We start from the raw sequence: 22,283 nt of genomic DNA on the forward strand, positions 1-22,283 counted from the left end.
GAACCGCTCGGGACCGGCGGACGGGCCGCCCGGTCCGCCGGTGCGGTCACCGGCGGAGCGGGCGGCGAGGCGTCACGGGGTGCAGAGGACCACGCTCAGCGAGCTGTACTCACAGACCAGCAGCGAGACCTGGCTGCCCGAGGCCAGCTCACCGAAGGACTCGTCGGCCGGGGTCTCCATCGCCTGAAGGTCGAGAAGCGCCATGATGGTGTTTCCTTTCTGGGACGGTAACCGGAACCTGTTGCTCCGGCTGGGTGTTGAGCGGTTGTGGTGCTACGACCCCTGAAGGAGCCGGTCCGTGGGGCCGCTCGCGCGGCCGGGGTGCGCCGCCCGGGGAGCGGCGGCGAGGAAGGGAAGCGTGGTGGCCGGGCCCGGCGCGGTGTCCAGCGCGCTGCCCAGGGCGAGCAGGCAGCCGGCGGTCCCGGTGGCCAGGTCCATCGACAGCCGCATCAACTGCTCACCGGGGAAGGCCAGTTCACCTTCGTACGCGAGGGCGTGGCCGGCCAGGAGGCGGGTGTGGAGGCGGATCGCCCGCTCCCGGGTCCCCTCGTCGCACAGGGGCGTGGCCGCCAGGTGCATGAGGAGTCCGGCCGAGCCGCGCAGCAGTCCGGGCTGGACGTAGAAAGCGGAGAGCGCGGCCGGGAGCAGGGCGCGGCCCGCGGCCTCCAGCCCGGGGTCGGGGCGGTGGGCCAGGTAGGCGTCGATGACGGCCGCGATTCCGGCGCTGCCCGCTCCGAGGTAGGGCATCAGCCGCTTGCCCTCGACGACGAGGAGTTCCCCGTCGTCCCCCGCCCGGCACCGGTCCAGGTCGCGCCGCAGGGCGGCGGCCGCCAGGTCGAGCAGGACGCTGTCCCCGGTGGTCCCGTACCGGCGCACCAGCAGCAGGGCGACCCCGCTCGCGCCGTGCAGCAGGCCGGTCCGGGGCAGTGGCGGTCCGTCCACGAGGGCCCGGACGGCGAGGGCGGTGCAGCGGCCGGCCGCGGCGGAGAGTGCCGGGCCTTCGGCGGCGGAGGCGGTGCGGGCCAGGTCGTCGAGGGCCAGGCCGATACCGGCGTACCCGCTGTGCAGGCCCGGCGTGAGGCCTTCCAGGGGCTGGTCGAGGACGATCCGGGTGAGGTCGGCGGCCTCGGCGGTGCGGCCGATCCGGTTCAGGGTCCAGGCGATGCCGGTAAGGCCGTCGTAGAAGCCGAGGGGAGAGCCGGAGGCCGGGTCCTTGGCCTGCCGCAGCAGCCACTCCTCGGCCGGCTCGCAGCGCGGGGCGCCGGTCTCGTGCAGGGCGTAGAGCACTCCGGCCGCCCCGTTGGCGAAGGACTGGCCGCCGGTCGCCGTGGCGAACTGGGCGATGTCGCCGGGGAAACATCGGTCCTCGCGGTGGGGCGTACAGGAGGCGGCGATGGCGCGGGCCATCGAGTCGCGGCTGTCCGGCCAGTCAGCGGGGGCGGGCGGGAGCGGGCCGGGAACACCCGAACCCGTCTCCGTACGCGTACTCACTCCCGTAGCGGAACGCGGCCCCGTACTCGCGCTTGCTCCCGTAGCGGAACGCGGCCCCGTACCCGCACTTGCTCCCGTAGCCGCGCTCGGCCCCGCCTCCGTACCCGCACTCGGCCCCGTAGCCGCGCTCGCTCCCGTCCCCGTAGCCGTGCCCGCACTCGCCCCCGTACCCCGCTGGATCTCCTCCACCGCCGGCCGCAGGCTCTCCTCCCCCACCGGGAAGATGTGCGCGATCTCCCGGGCCAGGCCCGCCGCCTTCGTGCGGTCGATGCCGAAGAGCGTGGTGAGCGGCAGGTACAGCGCGAGCCGCAGACAGGCCAGCGCGTACCGGTCGATGTCGGTGCCGCGCCGGTCGGGCGGGGCCACGAAGGCCGGGTTGGCGACGATCTGGCGGCGCCGGTCGGCGGCCGGGGAGGCGGCCTCGAAGTCGAGCAGGGCGATCCGGCCGGTCTCCTCGTCGACCATGACGTTGCTCATGTGCAGGTCGCTGATGACGATGCCCCGGGCGTGTACGGCCTCGACGGCCCGCTCGACCCTCCCGTACAACTCCTCGGCCCACGTCGCGTGTTCGGCGAGCAGCTCCGGGGCCGGGTTCTGCCGGGCGAGCGGGAAGCGGCGGGCGAAGACGGTGTTGAGGGTGGCGCCCGGCAGGTACTGGAGGACGAGGAAGTGGTGGCCGCCGACCTCGAACGCGTCGTGCACGGCCGGTACGCAGTCCAGTCCGGCCAGTTGCTCCAGCGCGGTCCGCTCCCGCTCCAGCCGGGCGACGGCGTCGGCCCCGTCGGCGGCGAGACCGGCGTACGGGCGGGCCTCCTTGAGGACGACCTGCTCGCCGGTACGGGTGTCCCGGCCCAGGTAGACCCCGCCGCCGTTGGAGAAGTGGAGCGCCTTCTCGACGGTGTACGGCACATCGCCCAGGCCGACGGCGGCGCGGGCTTCGAGGTGCGGGCGCAGGAAGTCCGGCGGGGTCACCCAGGCGGGCACCCGGAAGGCCGGGCCCCGGTCGTCGGGGACCAGGCGGCCCTGCGGGTCGGCGACGGCGGGCACGGGCCGCCCGTCGGGCCCGGTGCAGAAGCGGGCGGCGAACGCCCCGTACCGCGTGTGCACCGGCCCGTTCCCGCACCGCAGATCGCTCAGGATGTACGGGCCGTGCTCGCCCTCCAGCAGCGCCATCAGGGCGGCGCACACCCCGGGGAACGTGTCCTCGGAGTGCGGATACACGGTGATGAACTTGCCGCTCCCCGCCCGGTCCGCGTACTTGGAGTTGCGCAGGTTCAACAGGCCGGGCGACGGTATGCACTTGAAGGGCAGCCGGTGGGCCAGACAGTGTTCGGCGACCCTCTCCAGCACCGATTCCGCGTTGTCGGCGGCGGCCGATATGTGGATCTTCCAGCCCTGGGCCGGCAGCCGGAGCCCGTCCGGGCTGAAGGAGAGCCAGTCACCGCGCCGGGAGCGGGTCCACCCCTGGGGGGCGGCGCCCCGGACCGGTGCGTAGAACGAGCGGTCCTCAGCGCCCTCGCCATGCTCAGCGCCCTCGCCGTGCTCACCGCCCTCGCCGTGTCCGAGGGAACGGTGGGGTGCGTCGTAGAAGCGGCGGTCCGCCTGGCAGTACGCGGCGTACTCCGGATTCACGACATTCCCCTCGCTCGACCTCTGCTGGCGAGAGAGAAATTGTCACAACGATGAGCGTTGCCAATAGTCACCGATGTCACGACTCATACATGCGCGCGATCCATGCGGACCGCACCGCCTTCCGGTGACTTCCCTGCTGCGGGCGGGGGCGCGCGCGGGGCGCGTTCAGCCTGCGGCGCGCACCAGTCCGTCCCCCGCCTCGTTGCGGACGTAGAGCACGGAACGGCCGTCCCGGCGGCGGCGTACCAGCCCCGCGTCCAGCAGGACCCGCAGGTGGCGCCCGACCGACCCCAGCCCCTGCCCGGTCAGCGCGGTGAGCTGGGTCGTGCTCAGCGGTGTGGCCAGCAGGACCAGGACCCCCGCCCGCGCCGGCCCGATCAACGTGCCGAGCGCCTGCGGTACGGGGGCACGCCCGGTGTCGGCGAGCGCGCCCGAGCACGGGTAGACCACGCCGTAGCGGTGCGGGATGTCCCAGCAGACCCACCCCACGTCGGCGGTGACGGGGGTGAACACCAGTTGGGCGCCGTCCAGTTCGCGCGGCGGGTTGTCGTAGGTGTTGATCTGGAGCCGGCTCTCCCCCAGCCACCGCATCCCCGACCGCATCCCGTCGAACGCCTGGGCCCAGCCGCCCCGGCTCAACTGGGCGGCACGGGCGATCACATCGGCCTCCAGGACCCGGCGCCGGGCGGGCCACTCCGGCTCCACCGTCCGCGTCCACACCCACTCCAGGACGTCGGCGCTCCGCCGCGCCAGGTCGTCCCGGTCCAGCGCGGCGGGCAGCGGTCCGCGCAGGCTCTCGACGATGTCGGCGCGGGCCACGTCCGGCGGCGTCGCCCGGACCCGCGCCAGCTCCTGGGCGAAGGTGTCCGGCGGCTGCCCGGCGGGCGGGGGGACGGGGGCCGGGGTGAGGAAGTCGGCGCTCCAGCGGGGCGTGAGGGCGGCCCGGATGATCCGGGCGGAGAGCGGGTCCTCGCCCTGGAGCCGCCGGTAGGCGGGCAGCCACCGCTCCAGCCAGGCGCGCTCACGCGGATGCGCGGCGACGGCCCGCTCCAGGGTGCTCAGGCTCGCCACGGTCTCCGCCAGCGGCGAGACGACGAAGCGGCTGCCCGCGAGCGTGTCCGCGCTGATCTGCCACCAGCCCATGGGCCGCCCCCGGTGCCGTACGTGGGAAGTTTCGCCTCTCCGCGAAAGAGTAACGCGCCCGCCGGGCACCGCCCCAGACTCCGCTGATGCGCACCTACCGCGAACTCTTCCGCACCCCGGAGTTCCTCCCCTTCTTCACCACCGTCTCCGTGCAGGTGGCGGCGCAGACCGCGACCGGGCTCGCCCTCGGCACCCTCGTGTACGCGTCGACCGGCTCGCCGCTGCTGTCGGCGCTGGCCATGTTCGGCCCGTCCCTGGCCCAGGTCGCCGGGGCCCTCACCCTGCTCTCGGCGGCGGACCGGCTGCCGCCGCGCGCCACGCTGACCGGGCTTGCGCTGCTGTTCGCGCTCGGCACCGGCGTACAGGCGGTCCCCGGGCTGCCCCTGTGGGCGCTCTTCGCGGTCCTGCTGGGGCTGGGGGTGGCCTCGTCGCTGGGCGGCGGCGTGCGGTACGGGCTGCTCAACGAGATCCTTCCGGAGCGGGGCTTCCTGCTGGGCCGCTCCGTGCTCAACATGTCGGTGGGCACCATGCAGATCCTCGGGTTCGCGGTGGGCGGGGTGCTGGTGACCGCTCTCTCGGCGCGCGGCACGCTGCTGGTGGGCGCGGGCCTGTACGCCGTCGCGGCGGCCCTCGCCCGTTTCGGCCTCACGGCCAGGCCGCCCCGCGCGACGGGCCGGGCCTCGGTCCGGGAGACCTGGCGGACCAACGCGGTGCTCTGGTCGTCCGCGCCCCGCCGCTCCGTCTACCTCGCCCTGTGGGTGCCCAACGGGCTCGTGGTGGGGTGCGAGTCCCTGTACATCGCCTACGCGCCCGCGCACGCCGGGCTCCTCTTCGCCTGCGGGGCCCTGGGGATGCTGGCCGGGGACACGCTGGTCGGCCGGTTCGTGCCGGGGCGGTGGCGCGCCCGGCTCGGCAGTCCGCTGCGGCTGCTGCTGGCCGCCCCGTACCTGGTGTTCGCCCTGAACCCCGCGCTGCCGGTGGCGGTGGTGGCGGTGGTGCTGGCGAGCGTCGGCTTCAGCGCGAGCCTGCTGCTCCAGGAACGGCTGATGGCCCTGACGCCCAAGGAGCTGAGCGGTCACGCGCTGGGGCTCAGCTCCTCGGGGATGCTCGCCATGCAGGGCGTGGGCGCCGCCGTCGCCGGCTCCGTCGCACAGCTGACCTCGCCCGCGACCGGGATGGCGGCGGTCGCGGCGCTCTCCCTGGCGGTGACGCTGGCCCTGGCGCCGGGGCTGCGGGCGGGGCGGGCGGGGCGGGCGGGACAGGGACCGGGCTCCCCGGGCAGACTGCACGGGGACGGATCACCCCCTACGAAGGAGACGACGCCCTCGTGACCAGCCGGAACGACCCCACCACCGCCCCCGCCGCCGCGCCGCAGGACGCCTCCCCGGCCGGCACGGAGAAGACCACCGGCAGGGAGAAGACCACGGGCGTGGAAAGGACCACAAGCACGGAGAAGACCACCGGCGCGGAGAAGACCACCCGCAGCCAGCGGGAGGCGATGCTCGCGGGCGAGCTCTACCTCGCCGACGACCCGGAGATCGCGGCGGACGCCCTGCGCTCGGCGCTCCTGAACGAGCGCTTCAACGCCACGTCGGCCGCCGACCCCGAGGCCCGCCGCGCGGCCCTGGCCGAGCTGCTCGGCGAGCTGGGCGAGGACGCCGAGATCCGTCCGCCGCTGCGGGTGGACTACGGCCACCAGGTCACCGTGGGCCCGCGCACGTTCGTCAACTTCGGGGCGGTGTTCCTGGACGTCGCCCGCATCACGATCGGCGCCGACGTCCAGATGGGCCCGAACGTCCAGCTCCTCACCCCGACCCACCCGATCGACCCGGAGCCGCGCCGCGCCAAGTGGGAGGCCGCGCAGCCGATCACGATCGGGGACAACGTGTGGCTGGGCGGCGGGGTGATCGTCTGCCCCGGGGTGAGCATCGGGGAGAACACGGTGGTGGGCGCGGGGGCGGTCGTCACGAAGGACCTGCCGGCGAACGTGATCGCGGTGGGCAACCCGGCCCGGGTGATCCGGAGGATCGGAGAGGCGCAGGAGGCGCAAGACGTGGAGGAGGCGCAGGAGGCTTAAGGACGTGGGGGAGGCAGGGCCAACGGCCCCGTAACCGTAACCGTGACCGCCTGGTCGTGGACCGATCGCCGAGCGAGGCTCCGGCCTGCTCCGGCGCGGTTCATGAACCGGCCGGCGTAGGGACCCGGCCCATGAACCGGCCGGCGCAGGGGCCCAGCCCATGAACCGGCCGGCGTAGGGGCCCAGCCCATGGACCGGGCCCCTACGCCGCCCGCCACGCGTCCGTGGCGCACGAGACCTCGAAGTGCCACCACCCCTCGCTCTCCCCCCGGACGAGCAGCGCCTTGATCGCCCGCAGGTCCGCGGAGCCCGGCACGGTGAACGCGACCAGCGGGAAGTCCGCGCTGAAGACCTCACCACCCAGCCCGAACGGGGCGAACCGCTCGTGCACGGCGCGGGCGTCCCGCCCGAGCGGGCCGTCCGGCACCGGCAGCACCCGTACGGTGCAGTTGCCCGAGTCCGCCACCCGCCCGGCGGACCAGTGCACCCCGTCCGCGTCGGTCGTGAACCGTACGGTCTCGCCCTCGGCGACCCCGTCCTGGAGGAAGGGCACGTTGTCGACCCGGGCGGTGTCGGCGCTCAGCCGGGTCGCCCACAGCCCCTCGGTGTCGTACGGCAGCCAGTCCTCACGCGGGGCGAAGCGGAACCAGACCTTGATCCGCCGCCCTACGCCCCGGGGCGGGCACTGCGGACCGGCGGGCGAGGGACCGGCGGGCGAAGATCCGGCGGGCGAGGGACCGGCGGGCGAAGATCCGGCGGGCGAAGGTCCGGCGGGCGAAGGTCCGGCGGGCGAAGGTCCGGCGGGCGAGGGACCGGCGGGCGGGCTCATGGCCCCATGGTCCCCCCTGCGCCGCACGGCCGCTCGTCCGGCCATCGGCGGTGGCGCACCACTGCGCATCGGCGGCCGTGGACATCAGTTCATGAAGTCAACGAGCATCCCAACTGAGCACGAAGTCGCCCAATCGGCGCACCGGTGACGTCAGTTGTTGCGAACTGGTCCCTCCCACGAGACACATCACGCACACCTCTTGACGCGTACAGGCCTACCGGGGAAACATCACCGTAACGAGAGAGCGCTCTCTCACTTCCTCCCCACAGGCGCTCTCCCGCCGTCCGTCGTGCACACGTACCACGACCCAGGAGACCTACCTTCATGCATGCTCCCCCCACCGCACCACGCAAGCACCGCCGCTCCAAGGCGCTCGGGTTCGCCGCGCTCGCCGTATCGCTGCTCATGGCCGTCCCCACCGCCCAGACAGCGTTCGGCGAGGAGGCCCAGGCCGCCGTCCCCGGCGGCGGTGACCTCGGACCCAACGTCCATGTCTTCGACCCCTCCACGCCCGACATCCAGGGCAAGGTCGACGAGATCTTCAGGAAGCAGGAGTCCGCGCAGTTCGGCCTCGACCGCTACGCGCTGATGTTCAAGCCGGGCACGTACGACAACATCAACGCGCAGATCGGCTTCTACACCTCGATCGCGGGCCTCGGGCTCAACCCGAACGACACCACGTTCAACGGCGACGTGACGGTCGACGCGGGCTGGTTCGACGGGAACGCCACGCAGAACTTCTGGCGCTCGGCCGAGAACCTGACCCTCAACCCGGTCAACGGCACCAACCGCTGGGCCGTCTCCCAGGCCGCCCCCTTCCGCCGTATGCACGTCAAGGGCGGACTCAACCTCGCACCCGACGGATACGGCTGGGCGTCCGGCGGCTACATCGCCGACAGCAAGATCGACGGCGAGGTCGGGCCCTACTCCCAGCAGCAGTGGTACACCCGCGACAGCTCGGTCGGCGGCTGGACCAACGGCGTCTGGAACATGACGTTCTCGGGCGTCGAGGGCGCCCCGGCCAACAGCTTCCCCGAGCCGCCGTACACCACCCTCGACACCACCCCCATCTCCCGCGAGAAGCCGTTCCTCTACCTGGACGGGGACGACTACAAGGTCTTCGTGCCGGAGAAGCGGGACAACGCCCGCGGCGTCTCCTGGGACAACGGCACGCCGGCCGGCGAGTCGATCCCGCTGGACCAGTTCTACGTCGTGAAGGAGGGGGCGGACGCCGCCACCATCAACGCGGCCGTCGAGCAGGGCCTGCACCTCCTCTTCACGCCCGGCGTCTACCACGTCGACGAGACCATCACCATCAACCGCCCGGACACGGTGGCCCTCGGCATCGGCCTCGCGACGATCATCCCGGACAACGGGGTGACCGCGATCAAGGTCGGTGACGTGGACGGCGTGAAGCTCGCGGGCCTCCTGGTCGACGCGGGCCCGGTGAACTCCGAGACGCTGATCGAGGTCGGCTCCGAGAACGCCTCGGCCGACCACTCGGCCAACCCGACCTCGCTCCAGGACGTGTTCGTACGGATCGGCGGCGCGGGCCCCGGCAAGGCGACCACCAGCATCGTCGTCAACAGCAACGACACGATCATCGACCACACCTGGGTGTGGCGCGCGGACCACGGCGAGGGCTGGGGCTGGGAGACCAACCGGGCCGACTACGGCGTCCGCGTCAACGGTGACGACGTCCTGGCGACCGGGCTGTTCGTGGAGCACTTCAACAAGTACGACGTGGAGTGGTACGGCGAGCGCGGCCGGACGATCTTCTACCAGAACGAGAAGGCGTACGACGCGCCCAACCAGGAGGCGATCCAGAACGGCGGCACCAAGGGCTACGCGGCCTACCGGGTCGACGATTCGGTCGAACAGCACGAGGGCTGGGGCATGGGCAGCTACTGCAACTACGTCGTCGACCCGACGATCGTGCAGGAGCACGGCTTCAAGGCCCCGGTGAAGCCCGGTGTGAAGTTCCACAGCCTGATCGTGGTCTCGCTGGGCGGCCAAGGCCAGTACGAGCACGTGATCAACCAGGTCGGATCCCCCACATCCGGCACGGACACCATCCCCTCCCAGGTGGTGAACTTCCCGTAGCACTCCCCTGCTACGGGACCGGTACGGGAGCGGGGCCCGGCTGCAGATGAGCGCCGGGTCCCGCTCCGCTGCCCCCGGCCTTCCCCCCGCGATGAGCCGGGCACGGGGGACGGGTCAGGTCAGGTCAGGTCAGCCCAGGACGAGTGTTTCGTCTCCGAAGTCGGCAACGAGCTTCAACTGCCCGCCCAAGGCAGCGACATACGCAGCAAGCGTCTCGACCTCGGAACGGTTGATCGCGCCCTTCTCCATGGCCGACACGCGCCCTTGAGTGACGCCGAGCACCTTCGCCACCGCCGCCTGCGTCATCTGCTGGCGCTTGCGCACCTCGGCGAGACGGTGCGCCCTCACCTCGGACAGCAGCAGGGCGGAGCGCCGCTCGACTTCATGAGCCTCGTCCGCGGAGAAGTCGAATTCACCCTTGAGGTCGTCCCAGTCGACGGCGTCGGCCGCCTTCGGCTCAGCACCCATGGCTCCTCATTTCCTCTCATCCCTGTACGCCTCGTAGGCGTCTTCCGCCGCCTTGACCGCCGCCCGGTACCAGCCGGACCAACTGCCGGCTTTGTCGCCCCCCACAAGGATTACCGCGTTACGCGCGGGGTCGAACACGAACAGAATCCGCACCTCGCTGGAGCCGGATGAACCGGGCCGCAGCTCCTTGAGATTCGAGAGAGTCGATCCCGTGATGCGATCAACGAGCGGCCGACCGAGAGCAGGGCCTTCGACCTGCAGGACATTGATGGCAGCGGCGACCTGAACCAGCGTTTCCCGGTCGTGCCGACGCAGACCATGTAACCAGCTCCTCGCCGGCTCCACCACGATGATCTTGTAAGGCATTCACTCTCCAGCCGGCCAGAGCATTACCCCTGCATAATATCATGCAGGGGTAATAACCGCACAGTGTCGACGCCGACGCCGACGCCCACGCCTCGCACCGAAGCCGAAGAGCCCCGGCGCGAGGTGAGGCCAAGCCATCCGCCCCTACACGTGCACCCCCACCGCCCCCCGCGCCGGGCCCGTGACCGTTGCCGTGCCGTCGGCGGCGTCCGTGGTCTCGTTGCCGTCGCACGCGTCCGGGGCGGCCGTGGTCACGTTGCAGTACGTGCCCGCCGGCAGCGACGTCGTGAAGGTGCGGGTCAGCTCCGCGTCGCCGTTGTTGATGGCGACGAACCCCTTCGCCCGCGCGGGCGAAGGCGAGGGCCGAGGAGCCGTCGTCCCACCAGTCGGTCAGCTCGGCGCCCGCCGTGGCGTTGTGGAAGCCGGCCATGCCCGTGATCGCCTGCTGGGCGTGGACGCAGGTCCAGGCGTCCGAGGAGCAGTCGGCCGCGCCGCCGTTCGGCGGGCCCGCGTCCTTGTCGGTCCAGGTGCAGCCGGAGAAGACGTTCGGGGAGCCGTAGGGGGAGGCGAGCATGAAGACGTCGGCCAAGGTGTGGGCCGCGCCGTCCTTGTGGGTGAGGGTGGAGCCGTTGCGTTCGGTGTCCCAGTCGTCGAGGAGTCCCGGTCACCGAGGCGGCCGGCGATCTCGTAGCTGACCGGCTGGTACGAGGTCCATCACTGGTCGCCCTGGATGTGGGGATACGGCGCCGGAAACGGGCGCAGCCCCCGCCCGGTGTGTCCGGGTGGGGGCTGCGAAGGACACGTACGGCCGGGAGGCTCAGCCCTCGCCGGTCAGGTCGATGGTGACCGTGCGCTCCTCCGGGGTCTTCCCGGTCAGGGCCGTCTTCATCGCCTGCGCCACGTCGTCCGCGCCGACCGGGTGTTCCGTGCCGTCGCCCTTGACCGCCACGATGCCGTCGAAGACGCCGTCCAGCAGGGTGGTGATCGCTTCCTTGTCGTAGACGTCGACCAGCCGGCCGTCCACGGCCTTCATGGACAGGATCTGCGGGAGCGAGCGCGCCGGGCCGAACTGGATCTGCTTCGGGCCCGCCTTGATGGTGATCAGGTCGGACATCGCGGGCTCGGCGAACTCCTTCATCGCCCGGTTCAGTTCGGCCTGGGTGATGGTGGGCTCCCGGGTGGTGACGGGCAGTTCGACCACCTTGGCCCGCCCGGTCTGCACCTGGGCGCGGTAGGCGTCGCGGACGGAGATCAGCGACTGACCGACGTCCAGCGTCTTGCCGGGCTTGCCCGGCACCGCGACCGCCTTGTCCGGCTCGAACCGGATCGTGCCGTCCTGGGTCGAACCGGCGGTGCCCGCCAGCTCGTTCAGCGCGACGCCGAGCTTCTCCTCGTCGACCGGGATCACCGGGTCGGCGGTGCGCGCGCCGCCGAACAGCGAGCCGATCACGGAGACCGGGTTGTAGTCGCTGCCCGCGGCACCGCGCACGGTCTCCTGGCTGTCCAGGACGAGACCGGCCTTCTCCGGGTCCAGCTTCTGCTCCTTGCCGTCCACGGAGAGCGTCAGCGGCGCCTGGGCCCGCTCGCCGAGAGCGGCCTCCAGCTTGACGACCGCCTCCTCCTTCGTGCCGCCGCCGATGTCGACGCCGAGCACCGTGGTGCCCTTGGGGACCTCGGAGTGGTTCAGCAGGAGACCGGCGCCGTAGGCGATGCCGAGCAGCACGACCGCGGCCACGCCGAGGAGGACCAGCTTGGAGCGGCCCTTCTTCGCGGGGGCGGGGGGCGTCGGTGCCGGGCGGGCGGCGGCGGGACCGGGCTCGCCCGGTTCACCGTGTCCGTCGGCGAACGGGCCACCAGGGCCGCCGGGGCTGTCCGCGAACGGATCACCGGGGCCACCGGGGCCACCGAGTCCGCCGGGCGCACCGGGCCCGCCCGGGAACGGGCCGCCGGGTCCGCCCGGCCTCCCCGGGAACGCCGTGCGGGGCTCGCTGGGCACCACGGGGATGCCGCTGGTCAGCGTGTCACCCGAGACGTGGCCGCCGGGGCCGTCGTCGGGCGCCGGGGACTGCGGCGTCAGGATCGCGGTGTCGTCGGAGAGCCGGGGCGGTACGCCGCCGGGGGTGCCCGGGACCATCGGGCCGGGGCCGGGGCCGCCGAGGCCCGGGACGCCGTCGAGGTTGGGGGTCAGCGACGAGGTGCCGGTGACGGGGCCCGTGGTGGGGCCGGACGGGCCGGGAGGGCCGGGCTTACGGGCCCCGGGGCCGGGGGCCGGGCGGGGGCCCGCGCCGGGGGGCTCCGTGCTGTAGCCGTCCAGGGCGCTGCCGGAGCCAGGGGCGCCGGGGCCGGGCGTGGCCGCCCCGCGGCCGGGCCGCGGTGCGGCGTCCGAGAAGTACGGCAGGTCGGGACGTGACCGGCCGGCGTCGTCGAGGCCGCCGCCGGGGCCACCCGCACCGGGACCACCCGAGGCACCGGGGCCACCCGGACCAGGAACGCCCGAGGCACCCGGGGCGCCCGGACCGGGACCGCCGGCACCGAGAGGACCGGGCGCGCCACCGGAACCGGGACCGGGCGCACCGGCCGTACCGGAGGCCGGCGCGGGCGCCGGGGCCGGGCTCTTGCGCGGGGCGAACCAGTCGCTGCCGCTCTTCGCCCTGGTCTGGTCGTCGGCGGAGGACGGCTCGGCGGAACCGCCGCCACCGCCGTCCCGGGTCTGCGCGGCCGATGTGGCGGCCGACGGGGAGCCCGGACCACCGGACGCACCGGTTCCGCCCTGCGTGCCGTCGGACAGGCCCGAGGGCGCGGACGGAGGCGTGCCGGGGCGCGGGGTGGAGCCGGTGCTCTCCGCGTCGGGGCGGCCGGTGGCGATGTCGCTCTCGGCCATCGGCGTACGCATCACGACCGGCGGGATGGGACGCGACCCGGGGATGTTGATCCGGATACGCGTCGTCAGCGTCGTCTCGGTCTTCGGCTCTTCGGGCCGGGGCGGATCGACGGATTCCGGGGTCTCGTCCGAGCCGGCCGGCGACGCATACTGGCGGGATCCGTACGGCGGCGTACCCGACGGGTACGCGGCTCCGCCGCGCCCCTGGGGCCCGGAGGACGAACTGTCAGTTTCACGACTCAAAGCAGGTTCTCCCGATTGGCTCCGCCGCCCGTACTTCCCCCATGCCGCAGGCCAGGGGACGGCTCGGCGCGCGCACCACCATACTGGCCGCCGCCGTAGGACACTCCGCGACCGGGGGAAACCTCCACCTCGGCATCACACCGGTCGGGGGGCATTCCGGGCACGGACTTAGCACTTCAGATACCGGACCGGCCGTTGCGCGTGGCTGATTGCGGCACTTTGGATGTGGTGGCGCACATCACAGCGACGGCGGTCCCGCCGAGCATGAAGAGCACCAGGCCGAGCTCGTCGCCGAAGACGTAGTCGCCCTCCGGCCGGCCGGACAGCAGCAGGAACACCGTGATGAACCACCCGACCGCCGGCGCCAGCGCGCCGATCTGGGTCCGGGTCAGGATGCGGCCGCCGTAGAAGAGGCCCGCCGAGCCCGCCAGGGCGATGACCAACCCGCCCGGGAACCACGCCGCTTGGACGAGCGTCCCGGCGAGCGCGACGAGGGCCCCGAGTACGGCGAGCCCGAAGTAGGCGGCGATCCGGCCCGGGTTCGGCCGGCCGGTGAAGCCGATGCCTTCGGGCGCCCTGGGCGGTGCGTCGGGCCGTGGGGCCGGTGTGCTCCGTGGAGCTTTGCCGCTGCTGCTCGGGACGTCACGGCGCGCGCCGGTACGCGGGGCGCCGGTACGCGGGGCGCCGGCGCGCGAGGCGCGGGCGCGGTCGCGCCCCTTGCCCGAGTTCCCGCTCATGCGCCCGCCCCCGACGCGGAATCCGACCGGGCGCCCGCCCCGGCGTCCGTCCCAGCACCCGCCCCAGCGTCCGTCCCGGCGCGCGCCCCCGTACCCGCCCCAGCATCCGCCCCAGCGCCCGCCCCCGCCTCCGGGAGCCCCGCGAACAGGTCGTCCTCCCGCGCTCCCCCGCCGGCCCCCGGAACGCCCCGCACCAGCTGGTAGCACTCGGTCGTCAGCAGCGGCTGGCCCAGGTCGTTGGAGAGGGCGAAGAAGGGGCCGTCCACCACGATCTGGGTCGCGTGGGCGCGCATCGCCGCCGCCTTCGCCCCGGCGTACGCCGATCCGTCGATCTCCGCGGTGATCGCGTCGCCGTCGACCACGCCGGGGACGTCGTCCACGGCCGCGACGCCCCCGAAGGTGTCCGGTGCCGCCGTGCGCAGGCGGTCGAAGCCGGCCTCGACGACGGCCCGCTCGGCGCGGTTCCAGTAGACCTTGGCGACGGTGTGCGGGGCGCCGGTGCCGTACGCCGGGTCGGCGGCCAGGTCGGCGGCGCGCATCGCGACCCGGTGGGCCTGGATGTGGTCGGGGTGGCCGTAGCCGCCGTCGGGGTCGTAGGTGACCAGCACCTGGGGGCGCAGCTCGCGGATGACGTCCACGAGGGGCGCGGCCGCCTCGTCCACCGGGGTGGCCCAGAAGGCGCCTGGGCGCCCGTTCTGCTCGGTGCCCATCATCCCGGAGTCCCGGAACCGGCCCGCGCCGCCGAGGAAGCGGTGGTCGGTGACCCCGAGCTCCTTCATCGCCGCGGCCAGCTCGCCCACGCGGTGGGCGCCCAGGGCGTCGTCCCGGTCGGCGGCAAGGTGGGCGAGGGCGGGCGGGATGACCTCGCCCTCCTCGCCCAGCGTGCACGTCACCAGCGTCACGTGGGCGCCCTCGGCCGTGTACCTGGCCATGGTGGCGCCGTTGTTGATCGACTCGTCGTCCGGGTGCGCGTGCACCAGCAGCAGACGGCGGGCGGGGAGGTCCTTCATGGGGACCACCCTACGAGCCCGGCGGCCCCCGGCGTTCCCCGCTCCCCGCCGACCGCGTCAACGGCAGGCGTACCCGGTCGGAAAGCGGGTACACGCGATCAGAACTTGATACTCCCGATCATGCCCGCCACGTTGGACGTCAGGTCCGAGATGGTCGGCGCTACGGACGAACTCGCGATGTAGAAGCCCAGCAGCATGCAGACCACCGCGTGTCCGCCCTTCAGTCCGGATTTCCGGATCAGCAGGAAGACGATGATCGCCAGCAGCACCACCGCCGAAATCGAGAGCGCCACGGCGGTTCACCTCCATCAGTACGGTCGGGACGGGATACGCGGAGCCGATGGGTACTTACCCACCGAGCGCTACGGATCATAACTTTCCGTGCCAACGCATTGATCGGGGCACAGCAGCACGAGGGGCGCACGAACCGCTGCGCGAGGCTAAGTTCGACGCCATGACCTCAGCGAATCTGTCCTTTCCCCGCCAGCACGCACGGACCCAGCGGTTCACTCTCGGCGCACCGCGCGCCTTCACCGTCTCACCGGATGAGACGCGGGTGATCTTCCTGCGCTCCACTTCGGGCACCGACCGGACCAACCGCCTCTGGGTGCTCGACCCGGCCTCCGGCGAGGAGCGCCTGGTCGCCGATCCCGACGCGCTGCTGGGCGGTTCGGCGGAGCGGCTGTCGCCCCAGGAGCGGGCCCGCCGCGAGCGCACCCGTGAGGGGTCGGCCGGCATCGTGTCCTACGCGGTGGACACGGCGGCGGAGTTGGCCGCGTTCGCGCTGTCCGGAAAGGTGTACGTGGCCGAGCTGCGGGCCGGTACGGCGCGGGCGCTGCCGGTGCCGGGCCCGGTCATCGACCCGCGCCCCTCCCCCGACGGGCGCCTCATCGCGTACGTCTCCAAGGGCGCGCTGCGGGTCGTGGGCGCGGAGGGCGACGGCGACCGGGCGCTGGCGGAGCCCGAGGACCCCCATGTCACCTACGGCCTGGCCGAGTTCGTCGCGGCCGAGGAGATGCACCGCTTCCGGGGCTTCTGGTGGTCGCCCGAGTCGGACCGGCTGCTGGTCGCGCGGGCCGACGACAGCCCCGTACAGCGGTGGTTCATCGCCGATCCCGCCCACCCGGACCGCAAGCCGGCCGAGGTGGCCTACCCGGCGGCGGGGACGCCCAACGCCGAGGTGCGGCTCTTCGTGACGGACCTGGAGGGGGCCCGCACGGAGGTGGTCTGGGACCGGGAGGCCTTCCCCTACCTGGCCCAGGTGCACTGGTCCTCCGCGGGCGCGCCGCTGCTGCTCGTACAGGCCCGTGACCAGCGCAGTCAGCGGTATCTGGCGGTGGACCCGGAGTCCGGTGCGACCCGGATCGTCCATGTGGACGAGGACCCGGTGTGGCTGGATCTGTTCGGCGGGGTGCCCGCGTGGGCGCCGGACGGGCGGCTCGTACGGATCGCGGACGAGGGCGGGGCGCGGGTGCTGGCCGTCGGTGACCGGCCGCTGACCGGGGCGCAGCTGCACCTCCAGGCGGTGCTGGACATCGGCGAGTCGGACATCCTGGTCTCGGCGGTGGCGGGCGAGGAGGCGGCGGCGCCGGAGACCGGCGAGAGCCATGTGTACCGGGTCAACGAGCTGGGAATCGAGCGGATTTCCGAAGGGGTGGGTGTGCACTCCGCGGTCCGCTCGGGCGGGCTGACCGTGCTGGTCTCGGCCACCCCGGACGAGCCCGGATCAGCCGCCTGGGTCGTCCGGGACGGCAAGCGGCTCGTCCGGATCGCGAGCTTCGCGCAGGAGCCGGTGCTCTCCGCCGGGGTCACTCTCACGGAGGGGGGCGCACGGCGGATTCCGTGCGCCGTGCTGCTCCCCACGGGCTACCAGGAGTCGGACGGTCCGCTTCCGGTCCTGATGGATCCGTACGGCGGCCCGCACGGCCGCCGGGTGGTCGCCGCCCACAACGCGCACCTCACCTCGCAGTGGTTCGCGGACCAGGGGTTCGCGGTGATCGTGGCGGACGGGCGGGGCGCGCCGGGCCGCTCGCCCGCCTGGGAGAAGGCCGTACGGGACGACTTCGTCCTCACCCTGGACGACCAGATCGAGGCCCTGCACGCGCTCGCCGAGCGCTTCCCGCTGGACCTGGGCCGGGTCGCCATCCGGGGCTGGTCGTACGGGGGTTACCTCGCCGGCCTGGCGGTGCTGCGCCGCCCCGACGTCTTCCACGCGGGTGTGGTGGGCGCCCCGGTGACGGACTGGCGGCTCTACGACACGCACTACACCGAGCGCTATCTCGGCGACCCGGACGCGCAGCCCGAGGTGTACGCGTACAACGCCCTGATGACCGAGGACGGGCTCTCGCACCCCGCCGAGCAGGTGCGGCCCATGATGATCGTCCACGGCCTCGCCGACGACAACGTGGTGGTCGCGCACGCCCTGCGGCTCTCCTCGGCGCTGCTGGCGGCCGGTCGGCCGCACGAGGTGCTGCCGCTGAGCGGGGTGACGCACATGACGCCGCAGGAGCAGGTCGCGGAGAACCTGCTGCTGCTCCAGGTGGACTTCCTGAAGCGGTCGTTGGGGCTGCCCACCGCCTGAGCCCGGGGCTCCCCCGCTGCTCCGCGGCGGGGACGAGGGCGGCTGCGGTCCGGCAACCAGGCGGCCACTCCAAGGCACTTGGGTAACCGGCCGGAGCGACATGACGACGCTCCGGCCGGTCCACGGCACCCGCACGGCCGTACGCTGTCGAGCATGGGCCATCCGTATATCGGTGTGACGACAGGGAAGTTGCCTGCCTGTTAACGGACCGGCCGACGGTACGCGCTCTTCTTCGCCATGTTGCTCCGTGGTGTAGGCCAGCTCACAGTTCATGGGACCGGAGACTCCACGGTCGGTGCGCAGTCGGGCGATAGGTTTCTCTATCGACCGACAAATCACCCACACGGGGGAACACGTTGACCAAGAACACGCGTGGAGCGCTGCGCCTCGCCGCCGCTCTGACCGCCTGTACGGCCGCCCTCGCCGGCTGCGGCGGGGACGGCTACAACCTCACCAAGCCGCCGTTCTCGGACAGTCCGGCGTGCTCCACGCTGACCGGCGAGCTCCCCGCCGGGCTGGGCGGGTACGACCTCGATGAGTCGGTCGTGACCGGCGCCGCCGCCTGGGGGGACGACGGCGACATCATCCTGTACTGCGGCATGCCCGAGCCCGAGGCCGGTGCCGAGTGCACCGACGAGGGCGGGGTCGACTGGGTCGCCCAGAAGCCCGCGGACGACCGGACCGCCAAGATGTTCTCCACCCACGGCCGCGATCCCAGCGTCCAGGTGCGCCTGCGCAACGAGAGCATCGACGCCTCGGCCGTCCTCTCCGCCCTCGCCCCGGCCGTGAAGGGCATCGAGGCCGGCGAGCCCTGCGGCGGCGCCGAGAGCTGATCCCGTAGCGCTAGCGGGCCGGGGGCCCGTCCGGACCCGATGACTCCTCCGGCCCATCCGCCTCGGGCCCGCCCGCGTCCGCCCCCGGCCCGCCTGCCTCCGCCTCCGGCCCACGCACCTCCTCGACCGGCCGTCCCACCGGCCGCCCCGGGGTTTGTCCCGGGGCGGACAGCTCCCCCTCCGGCGGCACCACGCGCTTCTCCTCCGCGAAGTGGCACGCCGAGTCGTGCCGCGCCGGGCTGTCGACGAGCCGGAACTCCGCCGGGACGGCCAGCAGCGGCACCTCCAGCTCGCACCGCTCCTGCGCCTTCCAGCAGCGGGTGCGGAAGCGGCAGCCCGAGGGGATGTTGGCGGGCGAGGGCACGTCACCGTGGAGGATGATCCGCTCCCGGTGGGCGCGGGCCTCCGGGTCGGGTACGGGGACGGCGGAGAGCAGCGCCTGCGTGTACGGGTGGGTGGGGTGGTCGTAGATCTCCGCGTCGGAGCCGATCTCCACGATCCGGCCGAGGTACATCACGCCGACCCGGTCGGAGATGTGCCGGACGATGGAGAGGTCGTGCGCGATGAAGACGAAGCTGAGGCTGAACTCGGCCTGGAGCCGGTCCAGCAGGTTGACGACCTGGGCCTGTACGGAGACGTCGAGCGCGGAGACCGGTTCGTCGGCGACGATGATCTCCGGGTTGAGCGCGAGGCCGCGGGCGATCCCGATGCGCTGGCGCTGGCCCCCGGAGAACTGGTGCGGATAGCGGTTGATGTACTCCGGGTTGAGCCCCACCACGTCCAGCAGGTCCTGCACGCGTTGGCGGCGGCTGCCCTTGGGGGCGACCTCGGGGTGGATCTCGTACGGCTCCCCGATGATGTCGCCGACCGTCATGCGCGGGTTCAGCGAGGTGTAGGGGTCCTGGAACACCATCTGGATGTTGCGGCGTACGGCCTTCAGCGCCCGCCCGGACAGGTTCGCGATGTCCTCGCCCTTGTAGCGGATCGCCCCGGCGGTGGGCCGCTCCAGGTGGACCAGCATCCGCGCGACGGTCGACTTGCCGCAGCCGGACTCCCCCACGATGCCGAGCGTCTCGCCCGCGTGGAGGTCGAAGTCGACGCCGTCGACGGCCCGGACCGCGCCGACCTGCTTCCTGAAGAGGATGCCCTGGGTCAGCGGGTAGTGCTTGGCCAGGTCGCGGACCTCCAGGATCGGTTCGCCCTCCACGTACGGCCTGCCGCCCTCCCTCGCCTCGGACAGGAGGGTCGAGCCGGCCGCACCCCCGTCGGACCCCTCGCGGTCAGCGTGCATCGAGCGTCTCCTTCCAGAAGTGGCAGGCGCTCCGGCGCTCCTCGTCCACCTCGTAGAGCGGCGGCACGTCGCTGCGGCACACGTCCTGCGCCATCGGGCAGCGGGGGTTGAACGCGCAGCCGGGCGGGATGTGCAGCAGGTTGGGCGGCAGGCCCTTGATCGCGTACAGCTCCTGCCCTTTCTGGTCCAGGCGCGGGATCGACTGGAGGAGGCCCTTGGTGTACGGGTGGGCGGGCGCCTTGTAGATCTCGTGGACGGGGGCGGTCTCCACGATCCGGCCCGCGTACATGACCGCGATCTTGTCGGCCACGTCCGCGACCACGCCGAGGTCGTGGGTGATCAGGATGAGCCCCATGTTCAGCTCGCGCTGGAGCTCGGCGAGCAGCTCCATGACCTGGGCCTGGACGGTGACGTCGAGGGCGGTGGTGGGCTCGTCGGCGATGATCAGGGACGGTTCCAGGGCCATCGCCATGGCGATCATGATGCGCTGGCGCATCCCGCCGGAGAACTGGTGCGGGTAGTTGCCGACCCGCTCCTTGGCGGCGGGGATGCGGACCCTCTCCATCAGCTCGACCGACCGGGCGCGCGCCTCCTTGCGGGACATGCCGCGGTGGACGACGAACATCTCGCCCAGCTGTTCGCCGACGGTGAGGACCGGGTTCAGGGAGGAGAGAGCGTCCTGGAAGATCATGGCCATCTCCTGGCCGCGGATCTTGCGCCGCTCCTCCGGCTTGAGCTTCAGCAGGTCCTGGCCCTTGAAGAGGATCTCGCCGCCGGTGATCCTGCCGGGCGGCATGTCGAGGATGCCCATGACCGCCTGGGCGGTGACGGACTTGCCGGAGCCGGACTCCCCGAGGACGGCGAGCGTCTCGCCCTCGGCCACCGAGTAGTCGACCCCGTTGACGGCCTTGGCGACCCCTTCACGGGTGTGGAACTCCACGTGCAGATCGCGCACTTCGAGCAACATGGCAACCGGCTCCTCAGCGCAGCTTGGGGTCGAGGGCGTCGCGCACCGCGTCGCCGAGCATGATGAAGGCGAGCACGGTGATGGCCAGCGCTCCGGCGGGCCAGAGCAGCATGTGCGGGGCGTTGCGGATGTAGTTGGAGGCCGCGGAGATGTCGATGCCCCAGGAGACGGCCGGGTCCTTCAGGCCGACGCCGAGGAAGGAGAGGGTCGCCTCCAGCGAGATGTACGTGCCGAGCGCGATGGTCGCCACGACGATGACGGGCGCGATGGCGTTCGGGGTGATGTGGCGCAGCAGCATCCGGGAGTTGGAGGCGCCGAGCGCGCGGGCCGCCTGGACGTAGTCGTTCTGCTTGGCGGTGATCACCGAGCCGCGGGCGATACGGGCGATCTGCGGCCAGCCGAGCAGGACGATGAAGCCGACGACGGGCCAGACGGTGGAGCTGGTCACGACGGAGAGGAAGACCAGGCCGCCGAGGATGACGGGGATGCCGAAGAAGACGTCGGTGAGGCGGGAGAGGATCGAGTCCCACCAGCCGCCGAAGAACCCCGCCAGGCCCCCGAGCACGCTGCCGAGGATCGCGACGCCGAGGGTGGCGCAGATGCCGACGGTCACCGAGGTGCGGGTGCCGTGGACGACCCGGGTGTAGACGTCGCGGCCCTGCGGGTCGAAGCCGAAGGGGTGGCCGGGCTCGGAGCCCTTCTGGGCGTCGTCCAGGTCGGCCTGGAGGGGGTCGCCGCTCGCGATGAGCGTGGGCCAGATCGAGATGACCACCAGGAAGAGGATGACCAGCGCGGAGATGATGAAGACCGGGTTGCGCCGCAGGTCGCGCCAGGCGTCCGACCAGAGGCTGCGCGGTTTGCCGGCCGGTCCGGCGCCCCCGGGCCCGCCCGGGGTCTTCTCCAGGGCGGTGCCCTCCTCCATGGCGAGGTCCGTCGCGCCGCCGGCGCCCGCCTGGGAGATCGCTTCGTCCGGTGACTGCGGCTCAGGCATAGCGGATCCTCGGGTCGAGTACGGCGTACAGGAGGTCGACGATCAGGTTGGCCGCCAGGAAGACGAGGACCAGGATGGTGACGAACCCGACGACGGTCTGGGAGTTCTGGCGCAGGATGCCCTGGTAGAGCTGGTAGCCGACGCCGTGGATGTTGAAGATCCGCTCGGTGACGATGGCCCCGCCCATCAGGGCGCCCACGTCCGTACCGATGAAGGTGACGACGGGGATCAGGGAGTTGCGCAGCAGGTGCCGCACGACGACCCGGCGCCGGGGCAGGCCCTTGGCGACGGCGGTGCGTACGTAGTCGGCGCGGGCGTTCTCCGCGATCGAGGTCCGGGTGAGCCGGGTGACGTAGGCGAGCGAGACCGAGGCGAGGACGAGGCCGGGGACGAGCAGTTCGTCGATGGCGGGGTCCGGGGAGACCGAGGGCTTGATGATGCCCCACTTGACGCCGAGCAGGAGCTGGAGCAGGAGGCCGGTGACGAAGGTCGGGACGGCGATGACGACCAGGGTGAGGATGAGGACCGTGGTGTCGACGGGGCGGTGCCGTAACCCACCAGGGTGCTTGGTTTTCCAGTAATACTCGCCCAGGCCTGAGTTTTTTTAATAGCCTTCAAGAGCTGAGAATCATCCAGCGGA

The 22,283-nt window shown here is 72.6% G+C and carries 20 protein-coding genes and 1 pseudogene; 6 read left to right on the plus strand and 15 right to left on the minus strand.

Annotated features, from left to right (window positions below; genetic code table 11):
• Positions 1 to 72: 72 nt before the first annotated feature.
• The 3 genes from AB0917_RS25665 to AB0917_RS25675 form a co-directional block, all read right to left on the minus strand.
• The gene (locus AB0917_RS25665; RefSeq protein WP_366822025.1) at positions 73 to 204 is read right to left on the minus strand and encodes a SapB/AmfS family lanthipeptide; all 132 of its coding nucleotides are present in this window, start codon (positions 202 to 204) and stop codon (positions 73 to 75) included.
• Positions 205 to 273: 69 nt separating this feature from the next.
• Positions 274 to 3,123, minus strand: coding sequence for a class III lanthionine synthetase LanKC (gene lanKC / locus AB0917_RS25670; RefSeq protein ID WP_366822026.1), 2,850 nt, complete (start codon positions 3,121 to 3,123; stop codon positions 274 to 276).
• 165 nt (positions 3,124 to 3,288) lie between these two features.
• Entirely contained in the window at positions 3,289 to 4,266 is a 978-nt protein-coding gene (locus AB0917_RS25675) for a helix-turn-helix domain-containing protein (protein WP_366822027.1), read from the minus strand.
• 86 nt (positions 4,267 to 4,352) lie between these two features.
• Between AB0917_RS25675 and AB0917_RS25680 the strand changes: the two genes are divergently transcribed.
• Together AB0917_RS25680 and AB0917_RS25685 are read left to right on the plus strand one after the other, a co-directional pair.
• Positions 4,353 to 5,597 (plus strand): MFS transporter, encoded by a 1,245-nt coding sequence (locus AB0917_RS25680; RefSeq protein WP_366822028.1) that lies wholly within the window; start codon positions 4,353 to 4,355, stop codon positions 5,595 to 5,597.
• Positions 5,598 to 5,764: 167 nt separating this feature from the next.
• Complete coding sequence (locus AB0917_RS25685) at positions 5,765 to 6,343, plus strand: sugar O-acetyltransferase (RefSeq protein WP_366822042.1); 579 nt, start codon at positions 5,765 to 5,767, stop codon at positions 6,341 to 6,343.
• Between the two features lie 202 nt (positions 6,344 to 6,545).
• Here the strand turns inward: AB0917_RS25685 and AB0917_RS25690 are convergent, their stop codons facing one another.
• The gene (locus tag AB0917_RS25690; protein ID WP_366822029.1) at positions 6,546 to 7,172 is read right to left on the minus strand and encodes a DUF4265 domain-containing protein; all 627 of its coding nucleotides are present in this window, start codon (positions 7,170 to 7,172) and stop codon (positions 6,546 to 6,548) included.
• A 324-nt stretch (positions 7,173 to 7,496) separates the two neighbouring features.
• On the opposite strand from AB0917_RS25690, the gene AB0917_RS25695 reads away from it, so the two are divergent.
• The gene (locus AB0917_RS25695) at positions 7,497 to 9,275 is read left to right on the plus strand and encodes a coagulation factor 5/8 type domain-containing protein (protein ID WP_366822030.1); all 1,779 of its coding nucleotides are present in this window, start codon (positions 7,497 to 7,499) and stop codon (positions 9,273 to 9,275) included.
• Between the two features lie 129 nt (positions 9,276 to 9,404).
• Here AB0917_RS25695 and AB0917_RS25700 read toward each other — a convergent pair whose 3' ends face one another.
• From AB0917_RS25700 to AB0917_RS25710, 3 genes are all read right to left on the minus strand, one after another.
• Positions 9,405 to 9,743, minus strand: coding sequence for an XRE family transcriptional regulator (locus AB0917_RS25700; RefSeq protein ID WP_366822031.1), 339 nt, complete (start codon positions 9,741 to 9,743; stop codon positions 9,405 to 9,407).
• 6 nt (positions 9,744 to 9,749) lie between these two features.
• The gene (locus AB0917_RS25705; RefSeq protein ID WP_366822032.1) at positions 9,750 to 10,109 is read right to left on the minus strand and encodes a type II toxin-antitoxin system RelE/ParE family toxin; all 360 of its coding nucleotides are present in this window, start codon (positions 10,107 to 10,109) and stop codon (positions 9,750 to 9,752) included.
• Between the two features lie 144 nt (positions 10,110 to 10,253).
• A complete protein-coding gene (locus AB0917_RS25710; RefSeq protein WP_366822044.1) occupies positions 10,254 to 10,433 on the minus strand; it encodes an alpha amylase C-terminal domain-containing protein in 180 nt (59 codons plus the stop codon).
• Positions 10,434 to 10,537: 104 nt separating this feature from the next.
• Between AB0917_RS25710 and AB0917_RS25715 the strand changes: the two genes are divergently transcribed.
• On the plus strand, positions 10,538 to 10,669 hold the full coding sequence (locus AB0917_RS25715) for a hypothetical protein (RefSeq protein WP_366822033.1): 132 nt from the start codon (positions 10,538 to 10,540) through the stop codon (positions 10,667 to 10,669).
• Positions 10,670 to 10,926: 257 nt separating this feature from the next.
• Here AB0917_RS25715 and AB0917_RS25720 read toward each other — a convergent pair whose 3' ends face one another.
• The 4 genes from AB0917_RS25720 to AB0917_RS25735 form a co-directional block, all read right to left on the minus strand.
• A complete protein-coding gene (locus AB0917_RS25720; RefSeq protein ID WP_366822034.1) occupies positions 10,927 to 13,233 on the minus strand; it encodes a hypothetical protein in 2,307 nt (768 codons plus the stop codon).
• 176 nt (positions 13,234 to 13,409) lie between these two features.
• Entirely contained in the window at positions 13,410 to 13,970 is a 561-nt protein-coding gene (locus AB0917_RS25725; protein ID WP_366822035.1) for a DUF6113 family protein, read from the minus strand.
• Positions 13,967 to 14,980, minus strand: a complete 1,014-nt coding sequence (gene mshB, locus AB0917_RS25730) for an N-acetyl-1-D-myo-inositol-2-amino-2-deoxy-alpha-D-glucopyranoside deacetylase (protein ID WP_366822036.1) — start codon at positions 14,978 to 14,980, stop codon at positions 13,967 to 13,969. The genes AB0917_RS25725 and mshB overlap by 4 nt, the downstream gene beginning before the upstream one ends.
• A 98-nt stretch (positions 14,981 to 15,078) precedes the next feature.
• Positions 15,079 to 15,273, minus strand: coding sequence for a hypothetical protein (locus AB0917_RS25735; RefSeq protein ID WP_015611142.1), 195 nt, complete (start codon positions 15,271 to 15,273; stop codon positions 15,079 to 15,081).
• A 161-nt stretch (positions 15,274 to 15,434) separates the two neighbouring features.
• Here AB0917_RS25735 and AB0917_RS25740 point away from each other — a divergent pair, with 161 nt between their 5' ends.
• Positions 15,435 to 17,561, plus strand: coding sequence for a prolyl oligopeptidase family serine peptidase (locus tag AB0917_RS25740; RefSeq protein ID WP_366822037.1), 2,127 nt, complete (start codon positions 15,435 to 15,437; stop codon positions 17,559 to 17,561).
• A 356-nt stretch (positions 17,562 to 17,917) separates the two neighbouring features.
• Positions 17,918 to 18,394, plus strand: a complete 477-nt coding sequence (locus AB0917_RS25745; protein ID WP_366822038.1) for a DUF3515 family protein — start codon at positions 17,918 to 17,920, stop codon at positions 18,392 to 18,394.
• Between the two features lie 10 nt (positions 18,395 to 18,404).
• Here AB0917_RS25745 and AB0917_RS25750 read toward each other — a convergent pair whose 3' ends face one another.
• From AB0917_RS25750 to AB0917_RS25765, 4 genes and pseudogenes are all read right to left on the minus strand, one after another.
• The gene (locus AB0917_RS25750; protein WP_366822039.1) at positions 18,405 to 19,685 is read right to left on the minus strand and encodes a dipeptide ABC transporter ATP-binding protein; all 1,281 of its coding nucleotides are present in this window, start codon (positions 19,683 to 19,685) and stop codon (positions 18,405 to 18,407) included.
• A complete protein-coding gene (locus AB0917_RS25755) occupies positions 19,675 to 20,652 on the minus strand; it encodes an ABC transporter ATP-binding protein (protein ID WP_366822040.1) in 978 nt (325 codons plus the stop codon). The genes AB0917_RS25750 and AB0917_RS25755 overlap by 11 nt, the downstream gene beginning before the upstream one ends.
• A gap of 13 nt (positions 20,653 to 20,665) precedes the next feature.
• Complete coding sequence (locus AB0917_RS25760) at positions 20,666 to 21,643, minus strand: ABC transporter permease (protein ID WP_366822041.1); 978 nt, start codon at positions 21,641 to 21,643, stop codon at positions 20,666 to 20,668.
• Positions 21,636 to 22,187, minus strand: a pseudogene (locus tag AB0917_RS25765) (ABC transporter permease); the annotation flags it as partial. The gene AB0917_RS25760 and the pseudogene AB0917_RS25765, both read right to left, overlap by 8 nt.
• Positions 22,188 to 22,283 lie beyond the last annotated feature (96 nt).

Source organism: Streptomyces sp. NPDC007346 (assembly GCF_040703535.1).
Classification (GTDB): domain Bacteria; phylum Actinomycetota; class Actinomycetes; order Streptomycetales; family Streptomycetaceae; genus Streptomyces.

Coding starts and splice junctions, on each gene's coding strand:
- AB0917_RS25665 (WP_366822025.1), bottom strand. CDS start 204: ATGGCGCTTCTCGACCTTCAGGCGATGGAGACCCCGGCCGACGAGTCC.
- AB0917_RS25675 (WP_366822027.1), bottom strand. CDS start 4,266: ATGGGCTGGTGGCAGATCAGCGCGGACACGCTCGCGGGCAGCCGCTTC.
- AB0917_RS25680 (WP_366822028.1), top strand. CDS start 4,353: ATGCGCACCTACCGCGAACTCTTCCGCACCCCGGAGTTCCTCCCCTTC.
- AB0917_RS25685 (WP_366822042.1), top strand. CDS start 5,765: ATGCTCGCGGGCGAGCTCTACCTCGCCGACGACCCGGAGATCGCGGCG.
- AB0917_RS25690 (WP_366822029.1), bottom strand. CDS start 7,172: ATGAGCCCGCCCGCCGGTCCCTCGCCCGCCGGACCTTCGCCCGCCGGA.
- AB0917_RS25695 (WP_366822030.1), top strand. CDS start 7,497: ATGCATGCTCCCCCCACCGCACCACGCAAGCACCGCCGCTCCAAGGCG.
- AB0917_RS25700 (WP_366822031.1), bottom strand. CDS start 9,743: ATGGGTGCTGAGCCGAAGGCGGCCGACGCCGTCGACTGGGACGACCTC.
- AB0917_RS25705 (WP_366822032.1), bottom strand. CDS start 10,109: ATGCCTTACAAGATCATCGTGGTGGAGCCGGCGAGGAGCTGGTTACAT.
- AB0917_RS25715 (WP_366822033.1), top strand. CDS start 10,538: ATGCCCGTGATCGCCTGCTGGGCGTGGACGCAGGTCCAGGCGTCCGAG.
- AB0917_RS25725 (WP_366822035.1), bottom strand. CDS start 13,970: ATGAGCGGGAACTCGGGCAAGGGGCGCGACCGCGCCCGCGCCTCGCGC.
- mshB (WP_366822036.1), bottom strand. CDS start 14,980: ATGAAGGACCTCCCCGCCCGCCGTCTGCTGCTGGTGCACGCGCACCCG.
- AB0917_RS25740 (WP_366822037.1), top strand. CDS start 15,435: ATGACCTCAGCGAATCTGTCCTTTCCCCGCCAGCACGCACGGACCCAG.
- AB0917_RS25750 (WP_366822039.1), bottom strand. CDS start 19,685: ATGCACGCTGACCGCGAGGGGTCCGACGGGGGTGCGGCCGGCTCGACC.
- AB0917_RS25755 (WP_366822040.1), bottom strand. CDS start 20,652: ATGTTGCTCGAAGTGCGCGATCTGCACGTGGAGTTCCACACCCGTGAA.
- AB0917_RS25760 (WP_366822041.1), bottom strand. CDS start 21,643: ATGCCTGAGCCGCAGTCACCGGACGAAGCGATCTCCCAGGCGGGCGCC.